Annotated in this window: 21 protein-coding genes; 9 read left to right on the top strand and 12 right to left on the bottom strand. The window is 64.8% G+C overall.

The features are described 5' to 3' along the window. Positions 1–28: 28 nt before the first annotated feature. The 6 genes from fmt to OH491_RS07525 all read right to left on the bottom strand — a co-directional run bounded on the left by fmt (position 29) and on the right by OH491_RS07525 (position 6,259). Positions 29–1,030: a methionyl-tRNA formyltransferase gene (fmt, locus tag OH491_RS07550; protein WP_068772328.1), complete on the bottom strand. Its 1,002-nt coding sequence runs from the start codon at positions 1,028–1,030 to the stop codon at positions 29–31. Between the two features lie 314 nt (positions 1,031–1,344). Further along, entirely contained in the window at positions 1,345–2,271 is a 927-nt protein-coding gene (locus tag OH491_RS07545; RefSeq protein ID WP_068772329.1) for a hypothetical protein, read from the bottom strand. After that, positions 2,252–3,817, bottom strand: coding sequence for a ribosome biogenesis GTPase Der (gene der, locus OH491_RS07540; RefSeq protein ID WP_068772330.1), 1,566 nt, complete (start codon positions 3,815–3,817; stop codon positions 2,252–2,254). Before der ends, OH491_RS07545 begins: the two co-directional genes overlap by 20 nt. 135 nt (positions 3,818–3,952) lie before the next feature. After that, complete coding sequence (locus OH491_RS07535) at positions 3,953–4,483, bottom strand: hypothetical protein (protein WP_068772331.1); 531 nt, start codon at positions 4,481–4,483, stop codon at positions 3,953–3,955. 68 nt (positions 4,484–4,551) lie between these two features. Then, the gene (locus OH491_RS07530) at positions 4,552–5,733 is read right to left on the bottom strand and encodes an aminotransferase class I/II-fold pyridoxal phosphate-dependent enzyme (RefSeq protein WP_068772332.1); all 1,182 of its coding nucleotides are present in this window, start codon (positions 5,731–5,733) and stop codon (positions 4,552–4,554) included. A gap of 37 nt (positions 5,734–5,770) precedes the next feature. Beyond that, entirely contained in the window at positions 5,771–6,259 is a 489-nt protein-coding gene (locus OH491_RS07525) for an Lrp/AsnC family transcriptional regulator (protein WP_068772333.1), read from the bottom strand. Positions 6,260–6,583: 324 nt separating this feature from the next. On the opposite strand from OH491_RS07525, the gene OH491_RS07520 reads away from it, so the two are divergent. From OH491_RS07520 to OH491_RS07500, 5 genes are all read left to right on the top strand, one after another. Next, entirely contained in the window at positions 6,584–7,636 is a 1,053-nt protein-coding gene (locus tag OH491_RS07520; RefSeq protein ID WP_334319621.1) for an MBL fold metallo-hydrolase, read from the top strand. A 317-nt stretch (positions 7,637–7,953) separates the two neighbouring features. After that, positions 7,954–9,570, top strand: coding sequence for a hypothetical protein (locus OH491_RS07515; RefSeq protein ID WP_334319622.1), 1,617 nt, complete (start codon positions 7,954–7,956; stop codon positions 9,568–9,570). Positions 9,571–9,615: 45 nt separating this feature from the next. Then, positions 9,616–10,368: an MlaE family ABC transporter permease gene (locus OH491_RS07510; RefSeq protein WP_068772336.1), complete on the top strand. Its 753-nt coding sequence runs from the start codon at positions 9,616–9,618 to the stop codon at positions 10,366–10,368. Next, on the top strand, positions 10,368–11,198 hold the full coding sequence (locus OH491_RS07505) for an ABC transporter ATP-binding protein (RefSeq protein ID WP_084442563.1): 831 nt from the start codon (positions 10,368–10,370) through the stop codon (positions 11,196–11,198). The genes OH491_RS07510 and OH491_RS07505 overlap by 1 nt, the downstream gene beginning before the upstream one ends. Further along, positions 11,195–12,190 (top strand): MlaD family protein, encoded by a 996-nt coding sequence (locus OH491_RS07500; protein ID WP_068772337.1) that lies wholly within the window; start codon positions 11,195–11,197, stop codon positions 12,188–12,190. Before OH491_RS07505 ends, OH491_RS07500 begins: the two co-directional genes overlap by 4 nt. An 82-nt stretch (positions 12,191–12,272) precedes the next feature. Here OH491_RS07500 and OH491_RS07495 read toward each other — a convergent pair whose 3' ends face one another. Next, on the bottom strand, positions 12,273–12,692 hold the full coding sequence (locus tag OH491_RS07495) for a secondary thiamine-phosphate synthase enzyme YjbQ (protein ID WP_068772338.1): 420 nt from the start codon (positions 12,690–12,692) through the stop codon (positions 12,273–12,275). Between the two features lie 238 nt (positions 12,693–12,930). Here OH491_RS07495 and OH491_RS07490 point away from each other — a divergent pair, with 238 nt between their 5' ends. Both OH491_RS07490 and OH491_RS07485 read left to right on the top strand, forming a co-directional pair. Beyond that, on the top strand, positions 12,931–13,563 hold the full coding sequence (locus OH491_RS07490) for a superoxide dismutase (protein WP_068772339.1): 633 nt from the start codon (positions 12,931–12,933) through the stop codon (positions 13,561–13,563). Between the two features lie 161 nt (positions 13,564–13,724). Beyond that, positions 13,725–14,258: a pyridoxamine 5'-phosphate oxidase family protein gene (locus tag OH491_RS07485; RefSeq protein ID WP_068772405.1), complete on the top strand. Its 534-nt coding sequence runs from the start codon at positions 13,725–13,727 to the stop codon at positions 14,256–14,258. A gap of 114 nt (positions 14,259–14,372) precedes the next feature. Here the strand turns inward: OH491_RS07485 and OH491_RS07480 are convergent, their stop codons facing one another. After that, a complete protein-coding gene (locus OH491_RS07480) occupies positions 14,373–15,842 on the bottom strand; it encodes a dicarboxylate/amino acid:cation symporter (RefSeq protein WP_342750955.1) in 1,470 nt (489 codons plus the stop codon). 75 nt (positions 15,843–15,917) lie between these two features. After that, entirely contained in the window at positions 15,918–17,747 is a 1,830-nt protein-coding gene (locus OH491_RS07475; RefSeq protein WP_068772340.1) for an adenine deaminase, read from the bottom strand. A 297-nt stretch (positions 17,748–18,044) separates the two neighbouring features. On the opposite strand from OH491_RS07475, the gene OH491_RS07470 reads away from it, so the two are divergent. Together OH491_RS07470 and OH491_RS07465 are read left to right on the top strand one after the other, a co-directional pair. Further along, the gene (locus OH491_RS07470; RefSeq protein ID WP_068772341.1) at positions 18,045–18,557 is read left to right on the top strand and encodes a hypothetical protein; all 513 of its coding nucleotides are present in this window, start codon (positions 18,045–18,047) and stop codon (positions 18,555–18,557) included. A gap of 11 nt (positions 18,558–18,568) precedes the next feature. Next, on the top strand, positions 18,569–19,525 hold the full coding sequence (locus OH491_RS07465; RefSeq protein WP_068772342.1) for a DNA-3-methyladenine glycosylase 2: 957 nt from the start codon (positions 18,569–18,571) through the stop codon (positions 19,523–19,525). A 182-nt stretch (positions 19,526–19,707) separates the two neighbouring features. Here the strand turns inward: OH491_RS07465 and OH491_RS07460 are convergent, their stop codons facing one another. The 3 genes from OH491_RS07460 to OH491_RS07450 are packed head-to-tail and all read right to left on the bottom strand — an operon-like array spanning position 19,708 to position 21,146. Continuing rightward, positions 19,708–20,133, bottom strand: a complete 426-nt coding sequence (locus OH491_RS07460) for a hypothetical protein (RefSeq protein ID WP_334319623.1) — start codon at positions 20,131–20,133, stop codon at positions 19,708–19,710. A gap of 50 nt (positions 20,134–20,183) precedes the next feature. After that, entirely contained in the window at positions 20,184–20,504 is a 321-nt protein-coding gene (locus tag OH491_RS07455; RefSeq protein ID WP_068772344.1) for a hypothetical protein, read from the bottom strand. A 15-nt stretch (positions 20,505–20,519) separates the two neighbouring features. After that, on the bottom strand, positions 20,520–21,146 hold the full coding sequence (locus OH491_RS07450; RefSeq protein WP_068772345.1) for an RNA polymerase sigma factor: 627 nt from the start codon (positions 21,144–21,146) through the stop codon (positions 20,520–20,522). Positions 21,147–21,193: the final 47 nt, after the last annotated feature.

Below are 21,193 nucleotides of genomic sequence, written 5' to 3'. Positions count from 1 at the left end.
GGCCGCTTCACTTGTTACTTGATACTTGTTACTTGCCACTTCCTCGCGGCTCCGCCGCGAGGCTTGGCATTGCGGTCGAAGGGAGAATCGTGCCGGGATGGATCGGGAAGCCGCGCAAAAAGTCGGAGGCCGGGAGCATTTTGCCGCCGGGGCGCTGGAGGCGGAGGATGTGGAGGATGCCCGCGCCGGTGGCGATGTGCAGCGTGTCGGATGCGGGGGGAAGGACTTCGCCGGGCGCGGGCATGGTTGGAGCGGCGGCGTTCTCGCCGTCCAGCACCCCGGCCAAGCCAAATTTGACCGGCTGGTCGTTGATTTCGACCGAACACGCGGGCCAGGGATAAAGGCCGTTGATGCGGGCGGCGAGTGTGGCGGCGGGTTCGCGGAAATCCAGCGCGCCATCGGATTTCACGAGACGGCGGCAGTAGGAGGCGTTCGCGTCGTCCTGCGGCGTGAACGAGAGCGCGCCTTCGCGAAGGCGCGGAAGGGCGCGGGCGAGGAGCGGGACGCAGGCGGCGGCCAGTTTCTGCTCGACGTCAAGCGCGGTGTCGAGCGGCGCGATGGCCACGCGCTCGACATCGGCCACGGGGCCGGCGTCGAGCTGGCGGACGATGCGCATGAGGCTGACGCCGGTCTCGCGTCCGCCGCTGGCGATGGCGGTCTGGATGGGCGAGGCGCCGCGCCAGGCGGGCAGGAGCGAGGCGTGGAGGTTGAGCGTGCCGAATCGCGGCGTGGCGATGAAGTCGTCGCGCAGGATGTGCCCGTAGGCCATCACGAGCGCGAGGTCGGGCGCGAGCGCGGCGAATTCGCCGCGGGCGGCGGGAGTGAGCTTTTCGGGTTGGAAGACGGGAAGGTTGCGCGCGAGCGCCCAGGCTTTGATGGCGTTGGGCTGGATTTTTTGCCCGCGCCCGACCGGCCGGTCGGGCTGGGTGTAGACAGCGGCGAGTTGCGCGTGCGCGCGGCCTTCGCCGTCCGCGAGCCAGTCAAGGAGCGGAAGCGCGATGGGATCGGAGCCAAGGAAAACGGTGCGCATGGGGAACAGCGTGCGGCGGCGAGGGCAGCGGGCAATTCAAACCGGCACATATTGGAATTTTCCGGAACTTTATCTCACCCAACTGATACTATTTTCGGTTCCCCGCTGTTTTCGATGTCTGAAAACAACAAGAAATTAACCGCAGAGAACGCAAAGAGCGCAGGAAACAATCCTGTTTTTCCATGAGTTCTTTGCGTTCTTTGCGGTTAAATAAGCAAACCAGCCATTCAAAATAGCGAGGAAAGAAAATACTATAATATGCAGTCTGATATGGAGTGCGTTTTATTATATTTTTGTGCGGGAAATGGTATCAGTCACCTCAGCCCCTTCACCCACTTTTCGACGGCGGTTTTCAGGGCGTCGAAGGTTGGAGCGGTGGCGGGTTTTTCGAGGCCGTCGATGAGCGTCCAGTGTTCGACGTGCGTGGCGCTTTGGCCGGGCTCCAGCTTTTGCAGCGGCGCGAGGGTTTCGAGTTCGATCATCTGGCCGTTGGTGAAAACCTCGAAGGCGCATCCGAGATCCGGATACATGCAGCCGGGCCTGACCGCGGCGTGTTTCACGAAGGCGGTGCCCTCGTTCCAGTAGGCGGTCCAGCCGGGATAGTTCGTGATGCCGAATTTCTGGGCCTGTTTGCACTTGGGGACATTGACGCCGATGAAGTCGCGGTTGAATTCCCATACGGGCAGCGCGAGGTCGGTGTAGGTCCAGGGCACGAGGGAATAGCCCGGCAGCAGGTCGCCGGCGGCATGGTCGCCCTTGGGCGGGAGCGGAAGCACGGCGTAGCCTCCGGCGCGAAGCATGGTGAGCGCCCAGGGCGCGAGTTCGACGGCCCAGAGCCCCTGGTTCGTCAGGGCGTGGGTGACGCGGATGGTGCGCTCGCCGATGAGCTCGATTTTGACGGCCTTCTGGATGCCGGTTTTCGCCTCGACGGGTTGCGCCAGGGCGATGCCTTTGGGGAGCGGCTTGACGGCGAGGGGGTCGTCGTCGGGCTGGTAGGTGCGGACGATGTGTTCGGGCGAGTGCCAGAGGCGGTGGCCGCCGCGCAGATACATGCCGTGGGCGCGGGGCTCGGAGGCGGGGATTTCGAGGAAGAGGTTCTGGCCCGCGCCCTTGCCCTTGGCGGTGAGGGAGCGGAGGGAGGTGATGCGGGGGCCGACGGAGGTGGTGATGGTGAGTTCGAGGGCGTCGGTGGAGAGCACAATGGCCTCGCCGCCGCGATAATCAGTCTTCGATTGTTTCATAGGGTGTATCGGGTGGTTCGTTGTTGTCGCCAGGGTTTTGGGTTCGGGAAATGCGAGCCAGGTGCTCGCGTTTTGCGCGGCTGTAGCGGCCGGTGCGGTTTTCGTCGTGGGTCTTGCCCACGAGGTCGAAATAGACGGGGCAGCCGCCGAGTTTGAACTCCTCGACGACGCCGGCCTCGAGGTAGCGGCGGTAGCTTTCGGTGAGTTTTTCCTCGCGGTTGCAGAAAATTTTTATGCGGAAGGGGCGGTTGCCGGTCTGGGTGGCGTAGTAGATGCGGAAGCGGCGTCCGCCGACCGCCGGGGGCGGATGGCGCTCGGCGAGGGCGGCGATGCATTGGTTGAGGCGCGCGGTGGGGATTTTTTTGTCGACGAGGCGGTGGAGTTTCACGGCGGCGTTGAGCATGCGGTCAACCTCGTAGCCGCTCAGGGCGGAAACGAAAATGAGCGGCGCGCCGGGGGTGAAAAAGAGGCGGTCGAAAACGGCGCGCTCGAATTTCTCGCGGTAGTCGCGCTCGTTCCTGAAGGCGGTGGCGCCGTCGATGGCGTCGAGGTGTGCGCCGGCGGCGAAGGCGTCGCGCACAAGGTCCCATTTGTTGACCACGATGATGACGGGCTTGCGCTCCTTGAGGGCTTCGCCGGCGATGGCCTTGTCCTGCTGGGTGACGCCGTCGATGGCGTCGAGGACGAGGAAGACGACGTCGGTCTCCTTGATGGCGTCGAGGGAGCGGAGGCGGGAGAAGTATTCGACGGGCGAGGAAAGCTTGGTGGCAGCGCGGATGCCGGCGGTGTCGATAAGCTTGAAGGGATACATGCGGCCGTTGCGGCCCTTGAACTCGAAGGGAATGGTGATGGCATCGCGGGTGGTGCCGGGATGGTCGCTGACGATGAGGCGGTCGCTGCGGAGGAGGCGGTTGGCGAGGGAGGATTTGCCGACGTTGGGCCGGCCCACGAAGCAGATGGTGAGGGGGGCGTCGTCGGTGTCGGCGTCGGCATCGGCGTGCGCCGCGGGCTGGAAAGCCCGCGCTCCTTTGTCGGCGGCGGCGGTGGCGAGGCGTTCCTGGATTTTGTCACGGAGTTCGGCTTCGCCGCGGCCGTGCTCGGCGGAGACGAAAACGGGTTCGCCGAGGCCGAGGCGGTAGGCGTCGGCGAGGTCGATTTTTTCCTCGCCGAAATCGGCTTTGTTCACGACGAGGAGCACGTTTTTTTTGCTGCGACGGAGTTGTCCGGCGACGCGGGTGTCGAGCGCGGTGAGCCCCTCGAGGCCGTCGAGCACGAAGAGGATGAGGTCGGCGGTGTCGATGGCGAAGGAGACCTGGCGCTCGGAGGCGGCGATGAGCTGGGCGGGTGTTTCGCCGCCCTTGAGGCCGAGTCCGCCGGTGTCGAGGAGGCGGTAGGGAAGGGCGCCCTCCTCCGCGATTTCCGTGGAGATCACATCGCGGGTGACGCCGGGCTGGTCGTGCACGATGGAGATGCGCCGGCGGGCAAGCCGGTTGAAGAGACGGCTTTTGCCGACATTGGGTCGCCCGACGATGGCTGCGCTTTGCATGGTAAATGTAGGGGCTTCGCTTGCGAAGCCCGTTGAGCGGGTGGGTTTGAAATGAATTTGGACTCTTGGATGGCCGGGCCAGAACCCCCTGACCAAGAGAATATATTGGAGCCGGGTTTTCGTTGGGGAATAGTATTATTTTTGGTTTTTTCTCAGCTCCTCCATCTGGCTTTTCAATTCCCGCAGAGTCCGCTCCTGTTCCTCTATGCGGCGTTCCTGCGACTCGATGGTGCGTCGCATTTCGTCATTCACGAGGCGGGACAATTCCTCGGTGACGCTCATCGTTCTTTTCACATCGGAGGTGTCTATATAAGATCGTCTTATTTCATAATATCTCCCATTATAGTTAGTTACCACTATTGGGCCGTCTCCGGAATGCGGCGAGATTTGCGGAATCAGCTCCCCGTCTCCTGGTAGCATTTTTTCAAGCCTGTTCACTTGTTGCGACAACTCTTTGGTGGTTTGCAGCATTTCTTTTATGGCAGAGAGCTTTATACCGGAGCCTCCCATCACGGCGTGGGCGTCGTCCTGGCCGCGTTTTATTACCACAATGAATTCGCCATCCAAAATGTTCTTGGAATCGATTAACAAATCGTCGTCGCGTGCGGGCGTGCTGTTTGCGAGCAGGAGGCACACAAGGCCGGTGAGAAGTATTTTTGATTTCATGGGATTAAGCTGGAGGTTTGCATGTCGGCGGAATGACACAGCCGCGACGGGCGTCGCAAGCGACACCCCTACTTCCTGATTTTTTGGACGAAGCGTTCGATGCGGTCGCAGGCCTCGATGATCTGGTCGTAGGCGGTCGCGAAACAGGCGCGGACGTGGCCGGCGCCGTTGGCGCCGAAGGCCGCGCCGGGGACGACGGCGACCTTTTCCTGCTCGAGCAGGCCGACGGCGAATTCCTTTTCCGTGAGGCCGGTGACGGCGACATCGGGGAACGCGTAGAACGAGCCGCGCGGCGAATGGCACGCGAGGCCGGCTGCGTTGAGGCGGCGCACGATGAGGTCGCGCCGGCGGTGGTATTGCTCGCGCATGCGGCAGACGTTGTCCCAGCCGCGTTGCAGGGCTTCGATCGCGCCTTCCTGCGCGATGATGGACGCGCACATCATCGTATACTGGTGCACTTTCATCATCGCGTCGATGAGCGGCGCGGGGCCGCAGGCGTAGCCGATGCGCCAGCCGGTCATCGCAAAGGCCTTCGAAAAGCCGTGCAGGAAGATCGTGCGTTCGGCCATGCCCGGCAGGCTGGCGATGCTGGTGTGCGTGCCCTCGAAGGTGAGCTCGGAGTAGATTTCGTCGCTGAGGACGAGCAGGTCCTTTTCGCGGGCGAAGGCGGCGATGGCTTCGAGCTGCTCGCGCGTGCAGGTGCCGCCGGTGGGATTGCACGGGAGATTCAGCATGAGGATTTTCGCGCCGGGTTGCCAGGCGGCGCGGAGCGCGCCGGCGGTGAGGGCGAAGTTGTCCTTGGCGAAGGTCGGCACGGCGATGCTCTGGCCGTGCACGAGCGTGATGCTCGGATGGTAGGACACGTAGCAGGGCTGGTGAAACATCACCTTGTCGCCCGGGTTGCAGAACGCGCGGAAGGCGAGGTCGAGCGCCTCGCTTACGCCCACGCTCACGAGGATCTGGTCCTCCGGGCGGTAATCGACGGCGAAGTGTTCGGCGACGTAGCTCGCGATGGCGCGGCGCAGTTCGATCAGGCCGAGGTTCGAGGTGTAGTAGGTTTTTCCGCGTTCGAGCGCGTAGATGGCGGCCTCGCGGACGTGCCACGGCGTGACGAAATCGGGCTCGCCCACGCCGAGCGAAATCACGTCCTGGCCTTTCATCTTGGCGACGAGTTCGAAGAAATCACGGATGCCGCTTTTGGGCAGCGAGGCGACGTGGCCCGCCACCCATTTTTTCGGGTCGGTGCTCATTGGGATGGTGCTCCTGTGAAGGGGTTGCGGTTGCGCGTCAGGGAGAGACGTTGAGGCGGGAGTGATTGTCCTCGGTTTCTTCCAGCAGGAAACCCTGCTCCTTGTAGCAACGCAGCATGAAGTGCGTCGCCGTCGAGAGCACGCCCTCGATGGTGGAGAGTTTTTCCGACACAAACGCAGCCACTTTCTGCAGCGACCCGCCGCGCACGAACACGAGCAGATCATAGGCGCCCGACATGAGGTAACACGACTCGACCTCGTCGAATTTCGCGATGCGCTCGGCCAGGCGGTTGAATCCGCCTCCGCGCTCCGGGGTCACCTTGACCTCGATGACGGCGCGCACGGATGCGGCGGCGGCGGCCTCTTTGGAGAGATCGAGCACCGGACGCCAGCCGAGGAAGATTTTATCTTTCTTCAACTGTTCCAGGTGCTGTTCGACTTGGCCGACGGAGAGCCCCGCCACCTGCGCCATTTGCGCCGTGGTGAGGCTGCCGTCTTCGAGTAACAGCTTCAGAACAGGATTCATAAGGACAGCCAGATTCGCGAATGCGGCGCGGCGAAGCCACACAATTTTTTCGGGAAATAAAGGGGCGGGACAGCCGGACGCTGTTCGCCGGCACCAAGAGTGACTCAAAGTCGTGTCATTCCATCTTTCTTCTTTCCTCTTTATCCTGTCAGGCTTCTCGCTTCGCTCGGAACTCTTTCGTCAGGAACGAGCAGGGAGAAAGATAAAGAGGAAAGAAGAAAGAGAAAGATTCCGGCGGTGACATCACTTTGAGTTGCACCCGCCGGCACCCGCCGCCGCCGGGAAACATTGCCTCGGCTCGCAATATGCCTATTGGAGGCGGGCGTGTCTTTTCCATCTTCCGACCATTTTAATGGAAAAACGTTTTTCACGCCGGGCGCGCCGTCGCTGGTGCGGTGGCGGGAGATTCTGCGGTGGAAATTCTCGCGGCATGAGGTCGCGACCTGGCCGCGCTGGATTGACGCTCCCCCGGTGGTAGCCGCGTCTCCATCCGGCACGGCAACGGGCGCGGCAAAAGCCCCGGCAGTCACGGCAACCTGGATCAATCATTCCAGCTTCCTGTTGCAAACCGGCGGCGTGAATCTGCTGCTCGATCCGGTTTATTCGCGGCATTGCGGCCCCTTCGGGCTGCTCGGGCCGCGGCGCGTGCATGCGCCGGGAATCGCGTTTGACGCGCTGCCGCGCATCGACGCCGTCCTCCTCAGCCACGATCACTACGACCACTGCGACCTTGCGACGCTGCGGCGGCTGGCGCGGCGCGACGCACCGGCGGCGTTCGCCCCGCTCGGGCATCGGGATTTGTTCCGGCGCGCCGGTTTCGCGGACGCGCGCATCCGCGAACTCGACTGGTGGGAGACGGCGGAGCTCGGCGGCGACCCGGAGCGTGGCGGCATTCGCGTTACGCTCACGCCCGCGCAACATTGGAGCAAACGGCTCAGCAGCCCGCGCTGCCGCCGGCTTTGGGGAGGTTTTTTTCTGGAAACAAGGACGCCCGTGTCCGCAGGCGGACCGGGCGCGGGCGGGACGGAAAACGCCGCCGCGCGCCGCGTGTATTTCGCGGGTGACAGCGGTTATCATGCGGCGATTTTCCGCGACATCGGCGCCCGGCTGGGCGCGCCCGACCTGGCGTTGCTGCCGATCGGCGCGTATGAGCCGCGCTGGTTCATGAGCCCGCAGCACTGCAATCCCGCCGAGGCGGTGCGCATGCACCTCGAAGTGGGCGCAAAGCTGAGCGTGGCGATGCACTGGGGCGCTTTTCAGCTCACCGACGAGGCGCGTGACGAGCCTCCCCGGGCCTTGCGTGCCGCGCTGCGTGAAGCCGGTCTCCCGCCGGAAGTGTTCGGAGTTTTGGAACCCGGCGCATCCGTGACCATCTGAACAGCAGTGCTCGCACAGCTCTGGCGGGTGCAATCCAAAGCGGGGGCGGCCCCCTTCTTTCTCTTTATTCTTTATCTTTCTCTTTCGTCAGAAACAGGAGGCGAGAGAAAGAGGGGACCACCCCGCTTTGGATTGCACCTGTTCCGGTTCGTATCTGCTGAATACGGTTGCGCCAACGCGTTCGCCGCATCTAGTTAGGCACCTAACCAACTCTGTGCTTGCGCGGTTTTCCGACTTTCCGCGCCGCCACGGCGGGGGTGGTTTGCAGCCAGATTTTTCCCATTTTTAAAAACTACAACCGAATGCACGCCAGATTCTTGCTCCCGATCTTCTGCGCCGCAGCCCTTTGCGCAACGGACTTGCGCGGCCACGCATTCGGCACCGAAACCAACTACTGGCCGTTTTGGGTGGGGCGCGACGCCCCGTCCGCCGCCTCGCCGGTTCCGACCACCACGCCCGCCGCCTCCGCCGCATCGTGGGAAGCCGCCGGGCCGCTCGCGTTCAGCCGCCCGCTTCCACCTTTCCGCCGGATCGACGGCGCGACGACCGCCGACGGTTTCCGTCCGCTCTACGCGGAAAAACGCGGCCCCGGCGGAAACCTCACCCACGCCTACTTTCTGTATCCACTCCTCGGTTACACGGCGAAGGAGAGGGGCGGTTATGCGTGGAGCGTGCTGGGCGCGATCAATCACGACCACGCCCCGGCCATCCGCCCGGTCGCCGAAGAGAAGACGGACAACCAGTTCGACCTGTGGCCGTTCTACTTTTCCAACCAAGTCGCCGGCTCGCCCGGGAAGTCCTATCGCGCCGTGTTTCCGATCCACGGCGACGTGCCGGGCCGGTTTTTCAACGACCGTGTCACATGGACGCTCTGGCCGCTTTACGCGCGCTTCGAGCGCAACGACGTCGCGACCACCACGGTGCTCTGGCCGTTTTTCCGCCGGACCTCTGGCGACGGCAACCACGGGTTTGCGTTCTGGCCGTTCTTCGGCTGGCGGGGAAAGGAGAATGCCTACCGCGAGCGTTACCTGCTCTGGCCGCTGGTCTTCCGCAACGAATACAACCTATGGGAGCAGCAGTCCGCGGTGAAAACCGGCTTTCTGCCCTTCTATTACGGCGAAACGAGTCCGGCCACGACCAGCCGGAACTACCTGCTGTTTTTCGGCCGGACCCACACGACCGCGCCTCATAACTACGACGAGACGCGTTACTTCTGGCCGTTTTTCGTGCAAGGCCGCGGCGAGCGTCTGCATGTGAATCGCTGGGCGCCATTCTACACGCATTCGAAGACCCCGGACCGCGAGAAAACCTGGATTATGTGGCCGCTCTGGAAACACAGCTTCTGGGAGGACGGGCAAAACGCCTATGAGCGCCGCCAGTTTGCCTTTTTCCTCTATCATTCGACCTGGCAGCAAAGCTTCGACCATCCCACGCCGCGCCCGGCCAACAAAACCTCGGTCTGGCCCCTCTACACCTCGTGGAGCGACGGAGCGGGCCGCCGCCAGATTCAGGCGCTCAGCCCGTTCGAAGTGTTTCTGCCGATGAACGAGCCCACTCGCCTCATCTGGTCGCCGCTCTTCGCGCTCTATCGCTACGAACAAGCCGCGCCGGGCGCGTTTCGCCACTCGCTGCTCTGGAATTTCGTCACCTACCGCCGCGAGCCCGACGTGCGCGAATTTCACCTCGGCCCGTTCTACTCCATGCATGGCAACGCCGGCTACAAGCGCCACGCGTTGCTCAACGGCGTGGTCGGCCTCGACCGGCGGCCGGATCGCGGCTGGCGGCCCTTCCTCCTCAAATTCCGCCCCGAGGGTCCGGCCTTTGTGAAAACGGGCGCCGCCGCTCCGGCCATCCGGCATCCCTCCAGGCGCAACCTCGCCTACAACACTCGCGGCGGCAGCGCCCGTCCGGTTTTTCTGGCGGCAGGGAAATGAAAATCGCAGCCACCACCGCCCGTCTCGCACACCTTTTCCCAAAAAATGAAACAACTTTACGCCACCTTCGACTGGATAGGAGCCGCCGTGCTTCTGGCGGTGCGCGCCTTCCGCATGCTGCCCGCCGCGCCGCGCATCCTGAAGCGCACCGTCGAGCAGGCCTTCCTCGGCGGCTACGCGTCGCTCACCATTGTCGCGCTCCTCAGCTTTTCCATCGGCGCGGTGCTCGCGCTTCAGGCCGGGCTCACCCTCCAGCCGGTCGGCATGAAGGAGGTCATCGGCACGCTCGTCGGCGAGGCCATGGTGCGCGAACTCGGCCCCCTTATCGTCGCCATCCTCGTCGCCGGACGCGTCGCCTCGGCCACCACGGCCGAACTCGCGTCCATGAAAGTTTACCAGGAAATCGACGCACTCGTGACCATGAACATCCCGCCCGAGCGCTTCCTCGTCCTCCCGCGCCTGCTTGCCGTCCTCCTCTACATGCCCGTGCTCACCATGATCGGCATCCTCATGGGCTGGGTCGGCGGCGCGGTGGTCTGCAAATACGTCGCGGTCATCGGCGTGTCCACCGACGTGTATTTCAACGCCGTCCGCGCCTACCTCGACTCCTCGAAGCTCGTGGACGGCCTCATCAAGGCCGAGATCTTCGGCTTCGTTGTTATCCTCATCGCCTGCAACACCGGTCTCCGCACCACGGGCGGGCCGCGTGAAATCGGCTTCGCCGTCACCCGCTCCGTGGTTTACTCGCTCGTGGCCATCCTCGGCCTCGACTACTTCATCACCAAGGCCCTTTCCTGATGCAAACCGACCCGCAGCAGCAGCCCGAGCCCGCCAAGGATTCAGCCTCTTCCGCGCCCGCCGCGCGTCCGCCCGTCGGCGTCGAAATCGCCGGCCTGTCCAAGAGCTTCGGCCCGCAAACCGTCCTGACCGGCATCACTCTTTCCATCCGGCCCGGCGAAATCTTCACCATCATGGGGCCCAGCGGCTCCGGGAAAAGCGTGCTCCTCCGCCAGATCGCCGGCCTCGACCTGCCCACCGCCGGCACGGTCCGCATCAACGGCCTCGATCCCGCCCGGCCCGCCACGCGCGATCACCTCGCCCTGGCGCTCGTTTTCCAGGCCGGCGCGCTCTTCAACTCCCTGACCGTCTTCGACAACCTCGCGCTCTATCCCCTCGAGCACCGCCTCGACAATCGCGCCGGCATCCGCGCCCGCGTCATGCGCGCCCTGAAAATCCTCTCGCTCGAAAACGCCGCCCAGAAATATCCCTCCGAACTCTCCGGCGGCATGAAAAAACGCGTCGCCATCGCCCGGGCTCTCGTCATGGAACCGCAGATACTCCTCTACGACGAACCCACCTCCGAACTCGACCCCGTGATGGCCGCCACCATCACCGAGATCATCGCCACGCTTCGCCAGGAATACCAGGTCACCAGCATCGTGGTCTCCCACGACCGCGACCTCGCGCTCACCATTTCCGACCGCGTCGCCATCCTCATGCGCGGCGAACTCCGCGCCCTCGACGCACCCGGCGGGCTGCGCGCCCTCACCGACCCCGAAATCACCGATTTCCTCAATCCGAAAATCGATCTCGCCCAACCACGTTATCAAAAAATGGAGGCACTATGAACCAAACACAAATGACCGCCCGCGTGGGCCTTTTCTTCGTTGTCGGCGTCGCCCTCATCTGGATCGCCTGGCAGGCGCTGCACGACGGCGGCTTCAGCCAGAAAAAAGGCTACCAAGTCACTGCCACCTTCGCTTCGCTGCGCGAACTCAAGCCCGGCGACGCCGTGCGCATGGCCGGCGTGCCCATCGGCCGCGTCGAGTCCGTCGGCCTCGCGCGAGGCCGCGCCCAGGCCGTCCTTTTCGTCAACGACGGCGTTTCCATCGCCTCCGACTCCACGGCGACCATCGCCATGTCCGGCCTCATCGGCTCGAACTACATCTCGCTCGACCTCGGCACCCCGGCCGCCGCGCCCGTGCCCGCCGGAGGCTCGCTCCGCACCAAGGACACGCCCGACCTCAACCAGATCATGTCCGAATTCGGCGGCATCGGCCAGGATATCAAGAACACCATCGGCCAGATCAGCGGCGCGCTCGGCTCCGGCGCCGAAGGCGGCGGCGGCCTCATCAAGACCATCGAAGGCATGGTCAACGAAAACCGCGACAAGCTCGCGCACACCATGACCAACCTCGAGGAAGTCACGGCCAAGCTCCGCAACGGCGAAGGCACCCTCGGCAAGCTCATCAACGACCCCGCCGCCTACGACAACCTCCTCGCCGCCGTGAACGAAATCAAGGACGCCGCCTCCGGGGCGAAAAATTTCATGAACGACGCCCAGGGACTCTTCTCGCAGGTGAAAAGCGGCCAGGGCACGCTCGGCGTGCTGCTCTACGATGAGACCGCCGCCGAAAACATCCGCACCAGTGTCGCCAATTTCCGCCAGCTCACCGAGAAGCTGAACAACGAAAACAGCACCTTCGGCCAGCTCATCACCAACGACGAGCTCGTGCGCGACGTGAAGCTGACGCTGCGCAAGGTCGATCGCGCCATGGACGGCGCCGCCGATGCCGGTCCCATCACCGCCGTCGGCGTGATGGCCGGCGCGCTGTTCTAAAGGCGGAGGCACCTGCATGGCCCCTCACAAAGGATGAAATTGGGTGGGGTGCAGGATGCCGGACCAAAACGGCACGGGCGCGTTACTCCCCCATCACCGTCACCACCACCGTCCGCTCGTGGGGCGCGCGGCGGTGTTCCCACAGGAAAATCCCCTGCCACGTGCCGAGCCGCGGCGCGCCGTCGCTCACCGGCACCGTTTCGCTTGAGCGCGTGAGCGCCATCTTGATGTGGCTCGGCATGTCGTCCGCGCCTTCCAGCGTGTGCGTGAAATGCCGGTCGCCCTCCGGCACCAGCCGGTCAAGCCAGTCCTCCAGATCCCGCCGCGCCGACGGATCGGCGTTTTCCATGATGACCAGGCTCGCGCTCGTATGACGGCAAAACACCGTGGCGATGCCCCGCCGCACCCCGCTGCGCGCCACCTCGCGCTCGATGAGCGCCGTGATCTCATGCGTCCCGCGCCCGCGCGCCGGCAACCGGATTTCCTCCTGATGAATCTTCATGATGCAAAAGGAAACCCATTTTGCCCTCCGAGGCCAGACCCCATGCCCGCCTGTTTCCCGGCCATCCAATTCTCCTTGTGACCCCATAAGTTATTCTTCTTTTACCTATTATTACCCGCCTTAACAAAAACATGGGTTGCGAATTACATAACTCTTGCCTGTCATATTGTTTCATAAACCGCCTCATGCGGGAAACCGTGCGAGGCCTTAACCTAAACCTGAAAACAAAGACAAAATCATGGCATACGAACTTCCGAAACTGGCCTACGCCTACGACGCCCTCGTCCCGCACATCGACGCCAAAACGATGGAAATCCATTACTCGAAACACCATCAGGCGTATGTCACCAACCTCAACAACGCCCTCGCCTCCGCCGGCATCGTCGGCCCCGAGTGCGTGTGTGATCTGATCTCCGATCTCTCCAAGGTCCCCGAGTCCATCCGCGGCGCCGTGCGCAACAACGGCGGCGGTCACGCCAACCACTCCTTCTTCTGGAAGATCATCGCCCCCGGCAAAGGCGGCGCCCCCTCCGGCAAACTCGCCGCGGCCATCACCGCCACCTTCGGCGGCTTCGACAAATTCAAGGAGGAATTCGCCAAGGCCGCGGCCACGCGCTTCGGCTCCGGCTGGGCCTGGCTCGTCGTCGGTGCGGACAAGAAACTCTCCGTCGGCTCCACCGCCAACCAGGACAGCCCGATCATGGGCAAGGCGGTCGCCGGGATCGAAGGCAAACCCATCCTCGGCCTCGACGTGTGGGAGCACGCCTACTACCTGAACTACCAGAATCGCCGTCCGGACTACATCGCCGCTTTCTGGAATGTCATCGACTGGGACGCCGTCGCCGCCCGCTACGAAAAGGCGCTCGCCTGAGTCGTGCGGCTGCAGGCGCGACGGCGCCAGACGGCAGCCACCAAAACAATCCAAACACGCCCGGATTTTTCCGGGCGTGTTTTTTTCCCCACCACTCGTCCGCCATGGCGGAAACGGCGTTGTCTTTTCCCCCGGTTCGCGGCAATCGTGGCGTTGCCCTCATGAACAATCCTGCCGGCACGCCGCCTGCCTCGCATCCGCACCATCCCGATGTCCGCCGTCAGGATCGGCTGCTTGATGCCGCCGGACAGGAGCGCCTGCTCGATACCGGTGAATACGGCTGCCTTTCCATGAACAGCGAGGCAGGCGGCTACGGCATCCCCATCAGCTTCGTGCGCGACGGCGCGCGCATCTATTTCCACTGCGCCCCCGTCGGTCGCAAACTCGACATTCTCGCGCGCGACAGCCGCGTGAGTTTTTGCGTCGTGGGCAAAACGCAAGTCATCCCGCACCAATTCACGACGGCCTACGAAAGCGTGATAGTTTTCGGCCGTGTCGCGACCGGGCTTCCGGATGAGGAACGCCGCGCCGCGCTCCGCCTGCTCGTTGCGAAATACTGCCCCGAATACAAGGAGCTCGGTGAAACTTACATGGAAAAATCCTTTCACCGGACCGCTATTCTCCGGCTCGACATCGAGCGCCAGACTGGCAAGGCCAAGCAGATGCCGCCGCGCAAACCGCCATTCGCCGGCTGAAATGATCAATCCGCGTGGATCATTTAGCCTGAAATAAAAACATTTCACAATCTCCCGTCGGTTGCTTCGTTGCGCGAAAAACAGCCCTTCAAAACGCCGCGGAGCGGGTTTCGATCACGCCTCCTGCTCCGTTTTGTCCGCCAGCCGCATCGCGGGCCCGGCTTGGCCGGCGCTCTCGTCGTCGATCACGCTCCCGTCCGGCGACCGATTGCCTTCGCCGCGCGCCACCAATACCGCGCACACAAGGTCGCCGGTGACATTGAGCGTCGTCCGGCACATGTCGAGCAACCGGTCGATGCCGAGGATGATCGCGATGGCCTCGCCGGGCACGCCGATGGTCACGAGCACGCCCACCACCAGGGGCAGCGACCCGCCCGGCACGCCGGCCGTGCCGAATCCCGCCATGATGCACATCAGCGCGACGATGATTTGCTGGCCGATGCTCAAATCCACGCCGAAAACCTGGGCGAGAAACAGCACCGTCACGCCTTCATAGAGCGCCGTGCCGTTCTGGTTCGCGCTGGCCCCGACGGTGAGCACGAAGCGGCTGATCTGCCGGGGCAGGCCGAGGTTCTGCTCGGCCACGCGAATCGAGACCGGCAGGGTGGCGTTGCTCGACGACGTGCTGAACGACGTGATCATGACTTCGCGGATGCTCTGGAAAAACCTCGCCGGAGACCGCCGGGCGACGAATGCGAGCAACAGCGAGTAAAAGCCGAATTGATGCAGCGCCAGGCCCAGCAGCACCACGCCCACGTAGGCCCCCAGGCTCGCCAGCACGCTCGCGCCGAGCGTGGCCGTGACACTGAACCCGAGGCAGGCCACGCCGACCGGCGCGAGTTTCATCGCGAAGCCGATGACCAGCATGCAGACCTCAAAGGTCCCCTGGATGGCCGCGGTGAGCGCGGCGCTCTTTTCGCGGGGCACCATCGCGAGCGCCACGCCGAAAAACACGCTGAACACCATCACCGAGATCAACCCTCCGCCGGTGTAGTTGGGCGTGAAGGCGTTGACGGCCTCGAAAAGCGGATTCTGGGGCACGAGGTTCAGGATCGACTCGGCCACGGGCGGACTGGCGCGCGTGCCCTGCTCGATGTTTGCGGCCGCGGCGCCGCCATGCTGCGCGATCAGCTCCGCGCGCGTCGCCTCGGGGAGATGGCGGCCGGGCGCGAGCACATTGACCAGCACGAGACCGATCACGACGCTGGTCCCCGCGAGCACCAGGGTCCACAGCACGCACTTGACCCCGACGCGGCCCAGCTTCCGGATGTCGCCCATCTCGACGACCCCGAGCACGATCGCCGAGAAAATCAGCGGCAGCACGATCATGAAGATGAGCCGGATGAACAATTTCCCGGCCGGCTGAATCACCTGCGCGAGCCACCATTGCAGGCGGGCGAGCGCCTCGGGCGTGGTGCAGAACGCGTTGATCGCCAGGCCGGCGGCCAGCCCCGTCGCGAGACCGAGAAGAATGAGGTTGGCCAGTTGCCATTTCCAGGGAGGGCGAATCGTCATCGTGATGTGTTTTTCGAGGAGGGGGTGTTGACTTGCATGCGCTTCCCGGGAAAGCACACATCCCGCCAACTTCGTCGCCGATGGCGAAAACCGCCTTATTTTGGCACAAAGTTGAAAGGTCCGCAAACAGGGCGGCAAAATCGCTCACGTTTTTTCAAACAGCGGCACGATTTTCATTTCCGGCACGAGCACGAGGCCTTTGTCGGTGATGCGGATTTCGGGAATCACGGACAGCGGGATCAGGTTGAAGCCCATGTAGGGCAGCGCGCAGCCGGCGGCGGCCCAGGCTTTTTTCAGCGCGGCCGATTCCTTCGCCACGGCGGTCGCGCGTTTGTCGGAAAGCAGGCCGGCGACCGGCAGGGCGACGCTGGCGATGACTTTGCCGCCGCGCACCACGCAGACGCCGCCGCGCAGCTTCTTGAGCGTGGCAAGCGCGAGGCGCATGTCGGCCTCGCCGGTGCCGGCGATGATGATGTTGTGCGCATCGTGGCCGACGCTGCTGGCCACCGCGCCGTCGCGCAGCCCGAAGGCCCGCAGCAGGCCGTGCGCGACGCCGCCGTTTTTGCCGTGGCGCTCGACCACGGTGACAAAACAGAGGTCGTGCCGCCTGAACAGGTCCGCCCACGTCTCGCCGGGGGCGGGTTCGAGGCGAAGCCTGTCGTGGAAAAGCACGATGCCGGGAAGCGCGGCGCGGATGACATGGGCGGTCACGGGCGCCTCCGGCAGCCCGGGCGTGAGGCGGATTTTCCCCGCCGGAAGCCGGACGGTGTTGTATGCGGGTTTCGGATACTTGTAGCGCTTCGAGAGCGCGGCATCGAGGATGCGGGTGATTTTCTTGTTCTCGACCACGAGCTCGCCGCCGAACCAGGTATTTTGCACTTCGAGCGCGTCGTTGAGGAGCACGATGTCGGCGCGGCGTCCGTGGCCGAGGCCGCCGATGTCGCCGTCCTTTGCGTAGCGCGTGGCGGGGTGCAGCGAGCCCATGCTCCACGCGGTGACAGGCGGCATGCCCGCGGCGACGGCCTGGCGCGCGACCCAGTCCATGCCGAAGAGAAAAAGGTCGTCGGCGTCGCGGTCGTCCGTGCACACGCAGACGCGTTTCGGGTTCGCGCCCAGTTCGGTGACGGTTTTGATCGCCTCGGGCAGGCTGTGCCAGGGCGTGGTGGGCGGGCCGCCGCGCAGAAAGACCCACACGCCGGCTTCGAGAAAGTCGTCGGCGATGTCGCGGTCGATGGCCTCATGCGTGTCCGTGATGCCGCTCGCCGCGCCGGCCGCGACGAATTCCCGTCCATAGATGTGGCCGCACACGGGGCGCCCGCGCTTGAGCGCCTCGGCGAGGACGGCGTGGCTGCGCCTGTCGCCCATCGCCACGGGCACGAAATCCATTTTTTCCCCCAGCGCGACGGCCTCGGGCCATCGGTCGAAGAGGCGTCCGATTTTTTTCGGCGTGAGGTCGCCCCCGGCGGTTTCCAAGCGCGGATTCGTCGCCGGCACGGTGCTGGGCACGGTGAGGAAAATGGAAAGCGGCGCCTGGCGGGCGTCGGCGAGCATCCACTCGATGCCCGCGGTGTCGCAGACGTTTCCGATCTCGTGGCTGTCGCAGAAGATCGTCGTGGTGCCGTTGAGCAGCGCGGCCTCGGCGTAGGCGCAGGCGGTCATCATGGCGCTCTCGATGTGGATGTGCGGATCGACTAGCCCCGGCGCGAGGATGCCGCCGCGCGCGTCGTAATGGCTTGCGGGAGATTTCGCGCCGGGTTTCCCGCTCGTGCCGCGAAACGAGCCGGCGGCTTTCACAGCGGCGATGCGGCCTCCCTTGATCCAGATCTCGCGGTTGTCGTGGATGCGTTCGGTGTAGGTGGAAAGCACGCGAGCGCCAGTGATGACAAGGTCGGGCGCCTCGCGTCCCATCGCCACGGCGGCGAGCGCGCGGGTCATGCGGTGCAGGGGTTTTATGGAGAAACGGGTAAGCTTCATGACATCAACGTGACAGGATTCCCGGCGATTTCAGCCAATTTCGGCCCGAAACTCCGGGAATTTCCGGACCGGTTGCGTCCCCGCCAAGACGGGTGCGGCCCAAAGCAGAGCCATATCCCCTCTTTCTTCTTTCCTCTTTATCTTTCTCTTCCTTCCTGCCGTTCCTGACGAAAGAGAAAGATAAAGAGGAAAGAAGAAAGAGGGGATGCCGCGGCTCGGGATTGCCCTCCATTTGCCAAGACACGCCGCGCACTCTGCGCTGGAAACGGGCGGCGCGTCCGGCTACCTATACCGGCCATGCGCCTCGTCCCGGTCATTCTTCTTGCCTGCCTCCCGCTTGCCGCCCTCGCGGCCGCGGATAAAAACGCCGCGCCCGCCGTCACCCCCTCCGTCGAACTCGTGCGCCTCTGGCCCGGCTACCGCACGGCCGAGTCGTTCGACCGCATCGCGGAATATTTCACCAACGAGGAAAAAACCGGCGGGCAGATCATCCTGCGCACGCAGCCGAAGGAACGCGCCGGATATTATTTTTTGTTGCGCGTGAAGAACGCCTCGCCCCTCGACGGCGCCAGCATCGGGCTTGATCTCATCACGGACGCCGGGCCGCGGCCAAAAACGCACACGTTCGCGCTGGCCCCGCTGTCCGCCGGCAAGCAGGTGCTCAACATCGGCGTGACCGGCGCCGACTGGCCCGGCGGTCCTGACGCGCACCCGGTCGCGTGGCGGCTGCGGCTGCTTGCCCCGGATGGACGCGAGTTGCTCTCGGAGCAGAGTTTTCTGTGGGGCCGGCCGGTGACGCCAAAACAATAAACCCGCGAGGCATGCCCGGCTCCGCTGCATCCGCCTCCGAGATCGTCTGGACAAGCTGGCGTTCCGTGCCCGGCATGCCGGCCATTTCCGCGGGCACGCTGGCCGAGTTGCTCGATGGCGGGCAAGCCTTCCGCTGGCACCGCCGGCCGGATGGGACATGGCTCGGCGTCTGGGCCGATTGTGTCGCCCGGCTTTCGCTCGGACCGGAACCGATGCCGCAAAAAAACGCCGGAAGCCGCGACGCCGGGGACGGCATTCCGCGCACGCTTCGCTGGAGCGCCCCGCGCGCGCTTTCCCGCCGTGTCGAACGCGCGCTGCCCGCCTACCTCGCGTGCGATGCCGATTTCGGCGCGCTTGCCGACGCGCTGCCGTGGCGCTCCGACGCGCACCTCGCCCGCAGCCTCGCCGCGTTTCCCGGACTGCGCATCCTGCGCCAGCCTTTCGGCGAAACGCTGCTCGGCTTCATTTGCAGCGCCACGAAGCAGATCGTGCAGATCAAGCAGATGCTCGCGCTCCTTGCGGTCCGCCACGGCGCGGAAATCGCCCCGGGAATCCACCGCCTGCCGACTTGGGCGGAACTCGCCCTCGTATCCGAGGATCAACTACGCGGCTGCCTGCTCGGTTTCCGCGCGCGGCATATCCACCGCGCCGCCGCATTTCTCGCCGCCCGCCCCGGCTGGCTCGATGAGACCGCGCGGCTTCCCTATCCGACGGCGAAGGAGCGCCTTTGCGCGCTGCCGGGCGTGGGCGAAAAAATCGCAGACTGCGCGCTGCTTTTCGGCGCGGCCCGCCTGGAGGCATTTCCGGTGGATGTGTGGGTGTTGCGCGCCCTGCAAAACCGCTACGCGCTGGACGGCTGGAGCCCCGCGCAAATCGCGCGTTTCGGACGGGCGCATTTCGGCCCGCACGCGGGCCTCGCGCAGCAATTCCTCTTCGCCTTTGAGCGGCGCGCAAAAACACAGGTTTGAGACCCGGTGCGAACGAGATTGGCGCTTTGGCTGCCCAGTCGGAAGGCGGCGGGTTGCGTGGCATGGGCGTCCCCGCCCGTGTTTTTTTTTTTTTGGGGGGGGGAGATGGCGGCGCGGAGCGCCGTCGCACGGGCGAGTCGCCCGTGCCACTCGTCCCGGCAATATCAAATGAAACCACGGCCTCATGGCGTCGTTTCGGCGTCCGCGGGCAGGGTGGGGGACGGCGGTTGCAGGCCGAGCCGTTCATATCGCCTGGCCATCACACGGTGGAATTCGTCGCGCTTTTCCGGCGGAAGCTCGGCGGCGATTTTGCGAATGGCGGCGCGCAGTTCCATCCGCGCCTGCGCGAACGCCCGCAAGCGGATCGCACGCATGGCTCCCGCCGATTCGCGCAGTGTCGCCTCCACCCGCGCCGATTCCTCCGGCGTGAGCGCGAGCGATTTGGTCAGGTCGGCCTGGATGCGGTCAATGATGCGCTCGGATTGCGCCGGCCATGCCTCGGGGCCGGCCTGGAGCCGGGTGCGCAGGGCGCGGGTGCCGAACCACACCGCGCCCGCGCCGCCCACCGCGAGGCCAAGAAGAAAGACCGCGGCCGCGGCGATCCACACGCGGCGGCGATTCGGGCGGCGCGGCGGCGGCGATGCCGGTTGCGAGGCGTTCACAGCGCACCTCCCCATTGGGCCCAGTCGAGCGCGGTCCAGACTTCGGCGATCTGCCACGTGATCGCCGCCGCCAGCACGCACGCGGCGGCGAAGCACGCGGGAATGACGCGCCTCGCGGAGAGCCAGTCGGACAATTCCGCCAGCCAGTCCGCCGGGGTGCCGGCCGCTGGCGGCATGGCCTGTGCAGAGGCCCGCCTGACCGCGCGGAGCAGCGCGGCGGTGTCCACGGGCGGCGGCGAGTCGTCCGCCGCTTGTTGAACCAGTGTGTCCCAGCGCGCGGGAGCGCGGACGGGGTCGGTGTTTGAGGGTGTTTTCATGATAAAAACGGGCGGTCAGAAAAATGCGCGCTCTTTCAACCGTGCGCGCAGCCGTCCCCGCGCGCGCCAGGCGCGAAGCTTGGTCGCGGTCACGGTCCAGCCAAACTGCGCGGCGATTTCCGCCAGCGAATGGCTTTCCAGATAATACAATGTGAGCAGCGCGCGATCATCGGGCGGGAGCCCGGCCAGGATTTCCTTCACCTCGCTGGACGCGGCGCGCGCCGCCGGATTGTCCGCCGGATCGATGGCCTCGGGCATCGCCGTGCCGCGACCGGGAGGCGGGTCGTCCGCATTGTCCGGCTCTGCCATGTGGCGGCGGCGCACGGACTGGCGCCGGAAATAGTCGCGGCCGGTATTCGTCGCGATGCGCAGCAGCCAGTGCGCGAACGGTTGCTCCGAGCGCCAGCCGCCGAGCCCGCGCACCATGCGCAGAAACGTTTCCTGCACGAGATCGTCGAGGTCCGCCCGGTTGTGCGCGAAACGCCAGAGCAGCCGCGCCACCGCGTCCTGATGCCGCATCACGAGCGATTCCATCGCGCCGGCATCGCCCTCGCGCGCACGCAGCGCGCAGGCATCGTCGCCGGCCGCGTTGTCGGCGGCGGCTGCGGTGCGCGCGGCGGTGTTTGCGGGATTGGTGTTCACGCGGGTGACCGGTCTTTCGAAAAGATGAGTCCGGTCCGGTGCGTGGC

This window comes from Termitidicoccus mucosus (assembly GCF_038725785.1).
In the GTDB taxonomy this organism is placed as follows: Bacteria; Verrucomicrobiota; Verrucomicrobiia; order Opitutales; family Opitutaceae; genus Termitidicoccus; species Termitidicoccus mucosus.
The sequence above is the reverse complement of the archived record's forward strand: the minus strand, read 5'-3'. Positions and strand labels throughout refer to the sequence as shown.

What these genes read in the sequence shown, in the direction of transcription:
- OH491_RS07510 (WP_068772336.1), top strand. Translation starts at nt 9,616, where the DNA reads ATGAAACAACTTTACGCCACCTTCGACTGGATAGGAGCCGCCGTGCTT.
- OH491_RS07530 (WP_068772332.1), bottom strand. Translation starts at nt 5,733, where the DNA reads ATGAGCACCGACCCGAAAAAATGGGTGGCGGGCCACGTCGCCTCGCTG.
- OH491_RS07525 (WP_068772333.1), bottom strand. Translation starts at nt 6,259, where the DNA reads ATGAATCCTGTTCTGAAGCTGTTACTCGAAGACGGCAGCCTCACCACG.
- OH491_RS07455 (WP_068772344.1), bottom strand. Translation starts at nt 20,504, where the DNA reads ATGAAAACACCCTCAAACACCGACCCCGTCCGCGCTCCCGCGCGCTGG.
- OH491_RS07485 (WP_068772405.1), top strand. Translation starts at nt 13,725, where the DNA reads ATGAACAATCCTGCCGGCACGCCGCCTGCCTCGCATCCGCACCATCCC.
- fmt (WP_068772328.1), bottom strand. Translation starts at nt 1,030, where the DNA reads ATGCGCACCGTTTTCCTTGGCTCCGATCCCATCGCGCTTCCGCTCCTT.
- OH491_RS07490 (WP_068772339.1), top strand. Translation starts at nt 12,931, where the DNA reads ATGGCATACGAACTTCCGAAACTGGCCTACGCCTACGACGCCCTCGTC.
- OH491_RS07500 (WP_068772337.1), top strand. Translation starts at nt 11,195, where the DNA reads ATGAACCAAACACAAATGACCGCCCGCGTGGGCCTTTTCTTCGTTGTC.
- OH491_RS07545 (WP_068772329.1), bottom strand. Translation starts at nt 2,271, where the DNA reads ATGAAACAATCGAAGACTGATTATCGCGGCGGCGAGGCCATTGTGCTC.
- OH491_RS07535 (WP_068772331.1), bottom strand. Translation starts at nt 4,483, where the DNA reads ATGAAATCAAAAATACTTCTCACCGGCCTTGTGTGCCTCCTGCTCGCA.
- OH491_RS07470 (WP_068772341.1), top strand. Translation starts at nt 18,045, where the DNA reads ATGCGCCTCGTCCCGGTCATTCTTCTTGCCTGCCTCCCGCTTGCCGCC.
- OH491_RS07465 (WP_068772342.1), top strand. Translation starts at nt 18,569, where the DNA reads ATGCCCGGCTCCGCTGCATCCGCCTCCGAGATCGTCTGGACAAGCTGG.
- der (WP_068772330.1), bottom strand. Translation starts at nt 3,817, where the DNA reads ATGCAAAGCGCAGCCATCGTCGGGCGACCCAATGTCGGCAAAAGCCGT.
- OH491_RS07495 (WP_068772338.1), bottom strand. Translation starts at nt 12,692, where the DNA reads ATGAAGATTCATCAGGAGGAAATCCGGTTGCCGGCGCGCGGGCGCGGG.
- OH491_RS07475 (WP_068772340.1), bottom strand. Translation starts at nt 17,747, where the DNA reads ATGAAGCTTACCCGTTTCTCCATAAAACCCCTGCACCGCATGACCCGC.
- OH491_RS07505 (WP_084442563.1), top strand. Translation starts at nt 10,368, where the DNA reads ATGCAAACCGACCCGCAGCAGCAGCCCGAGCCCGCCAAGGATTCAGCC.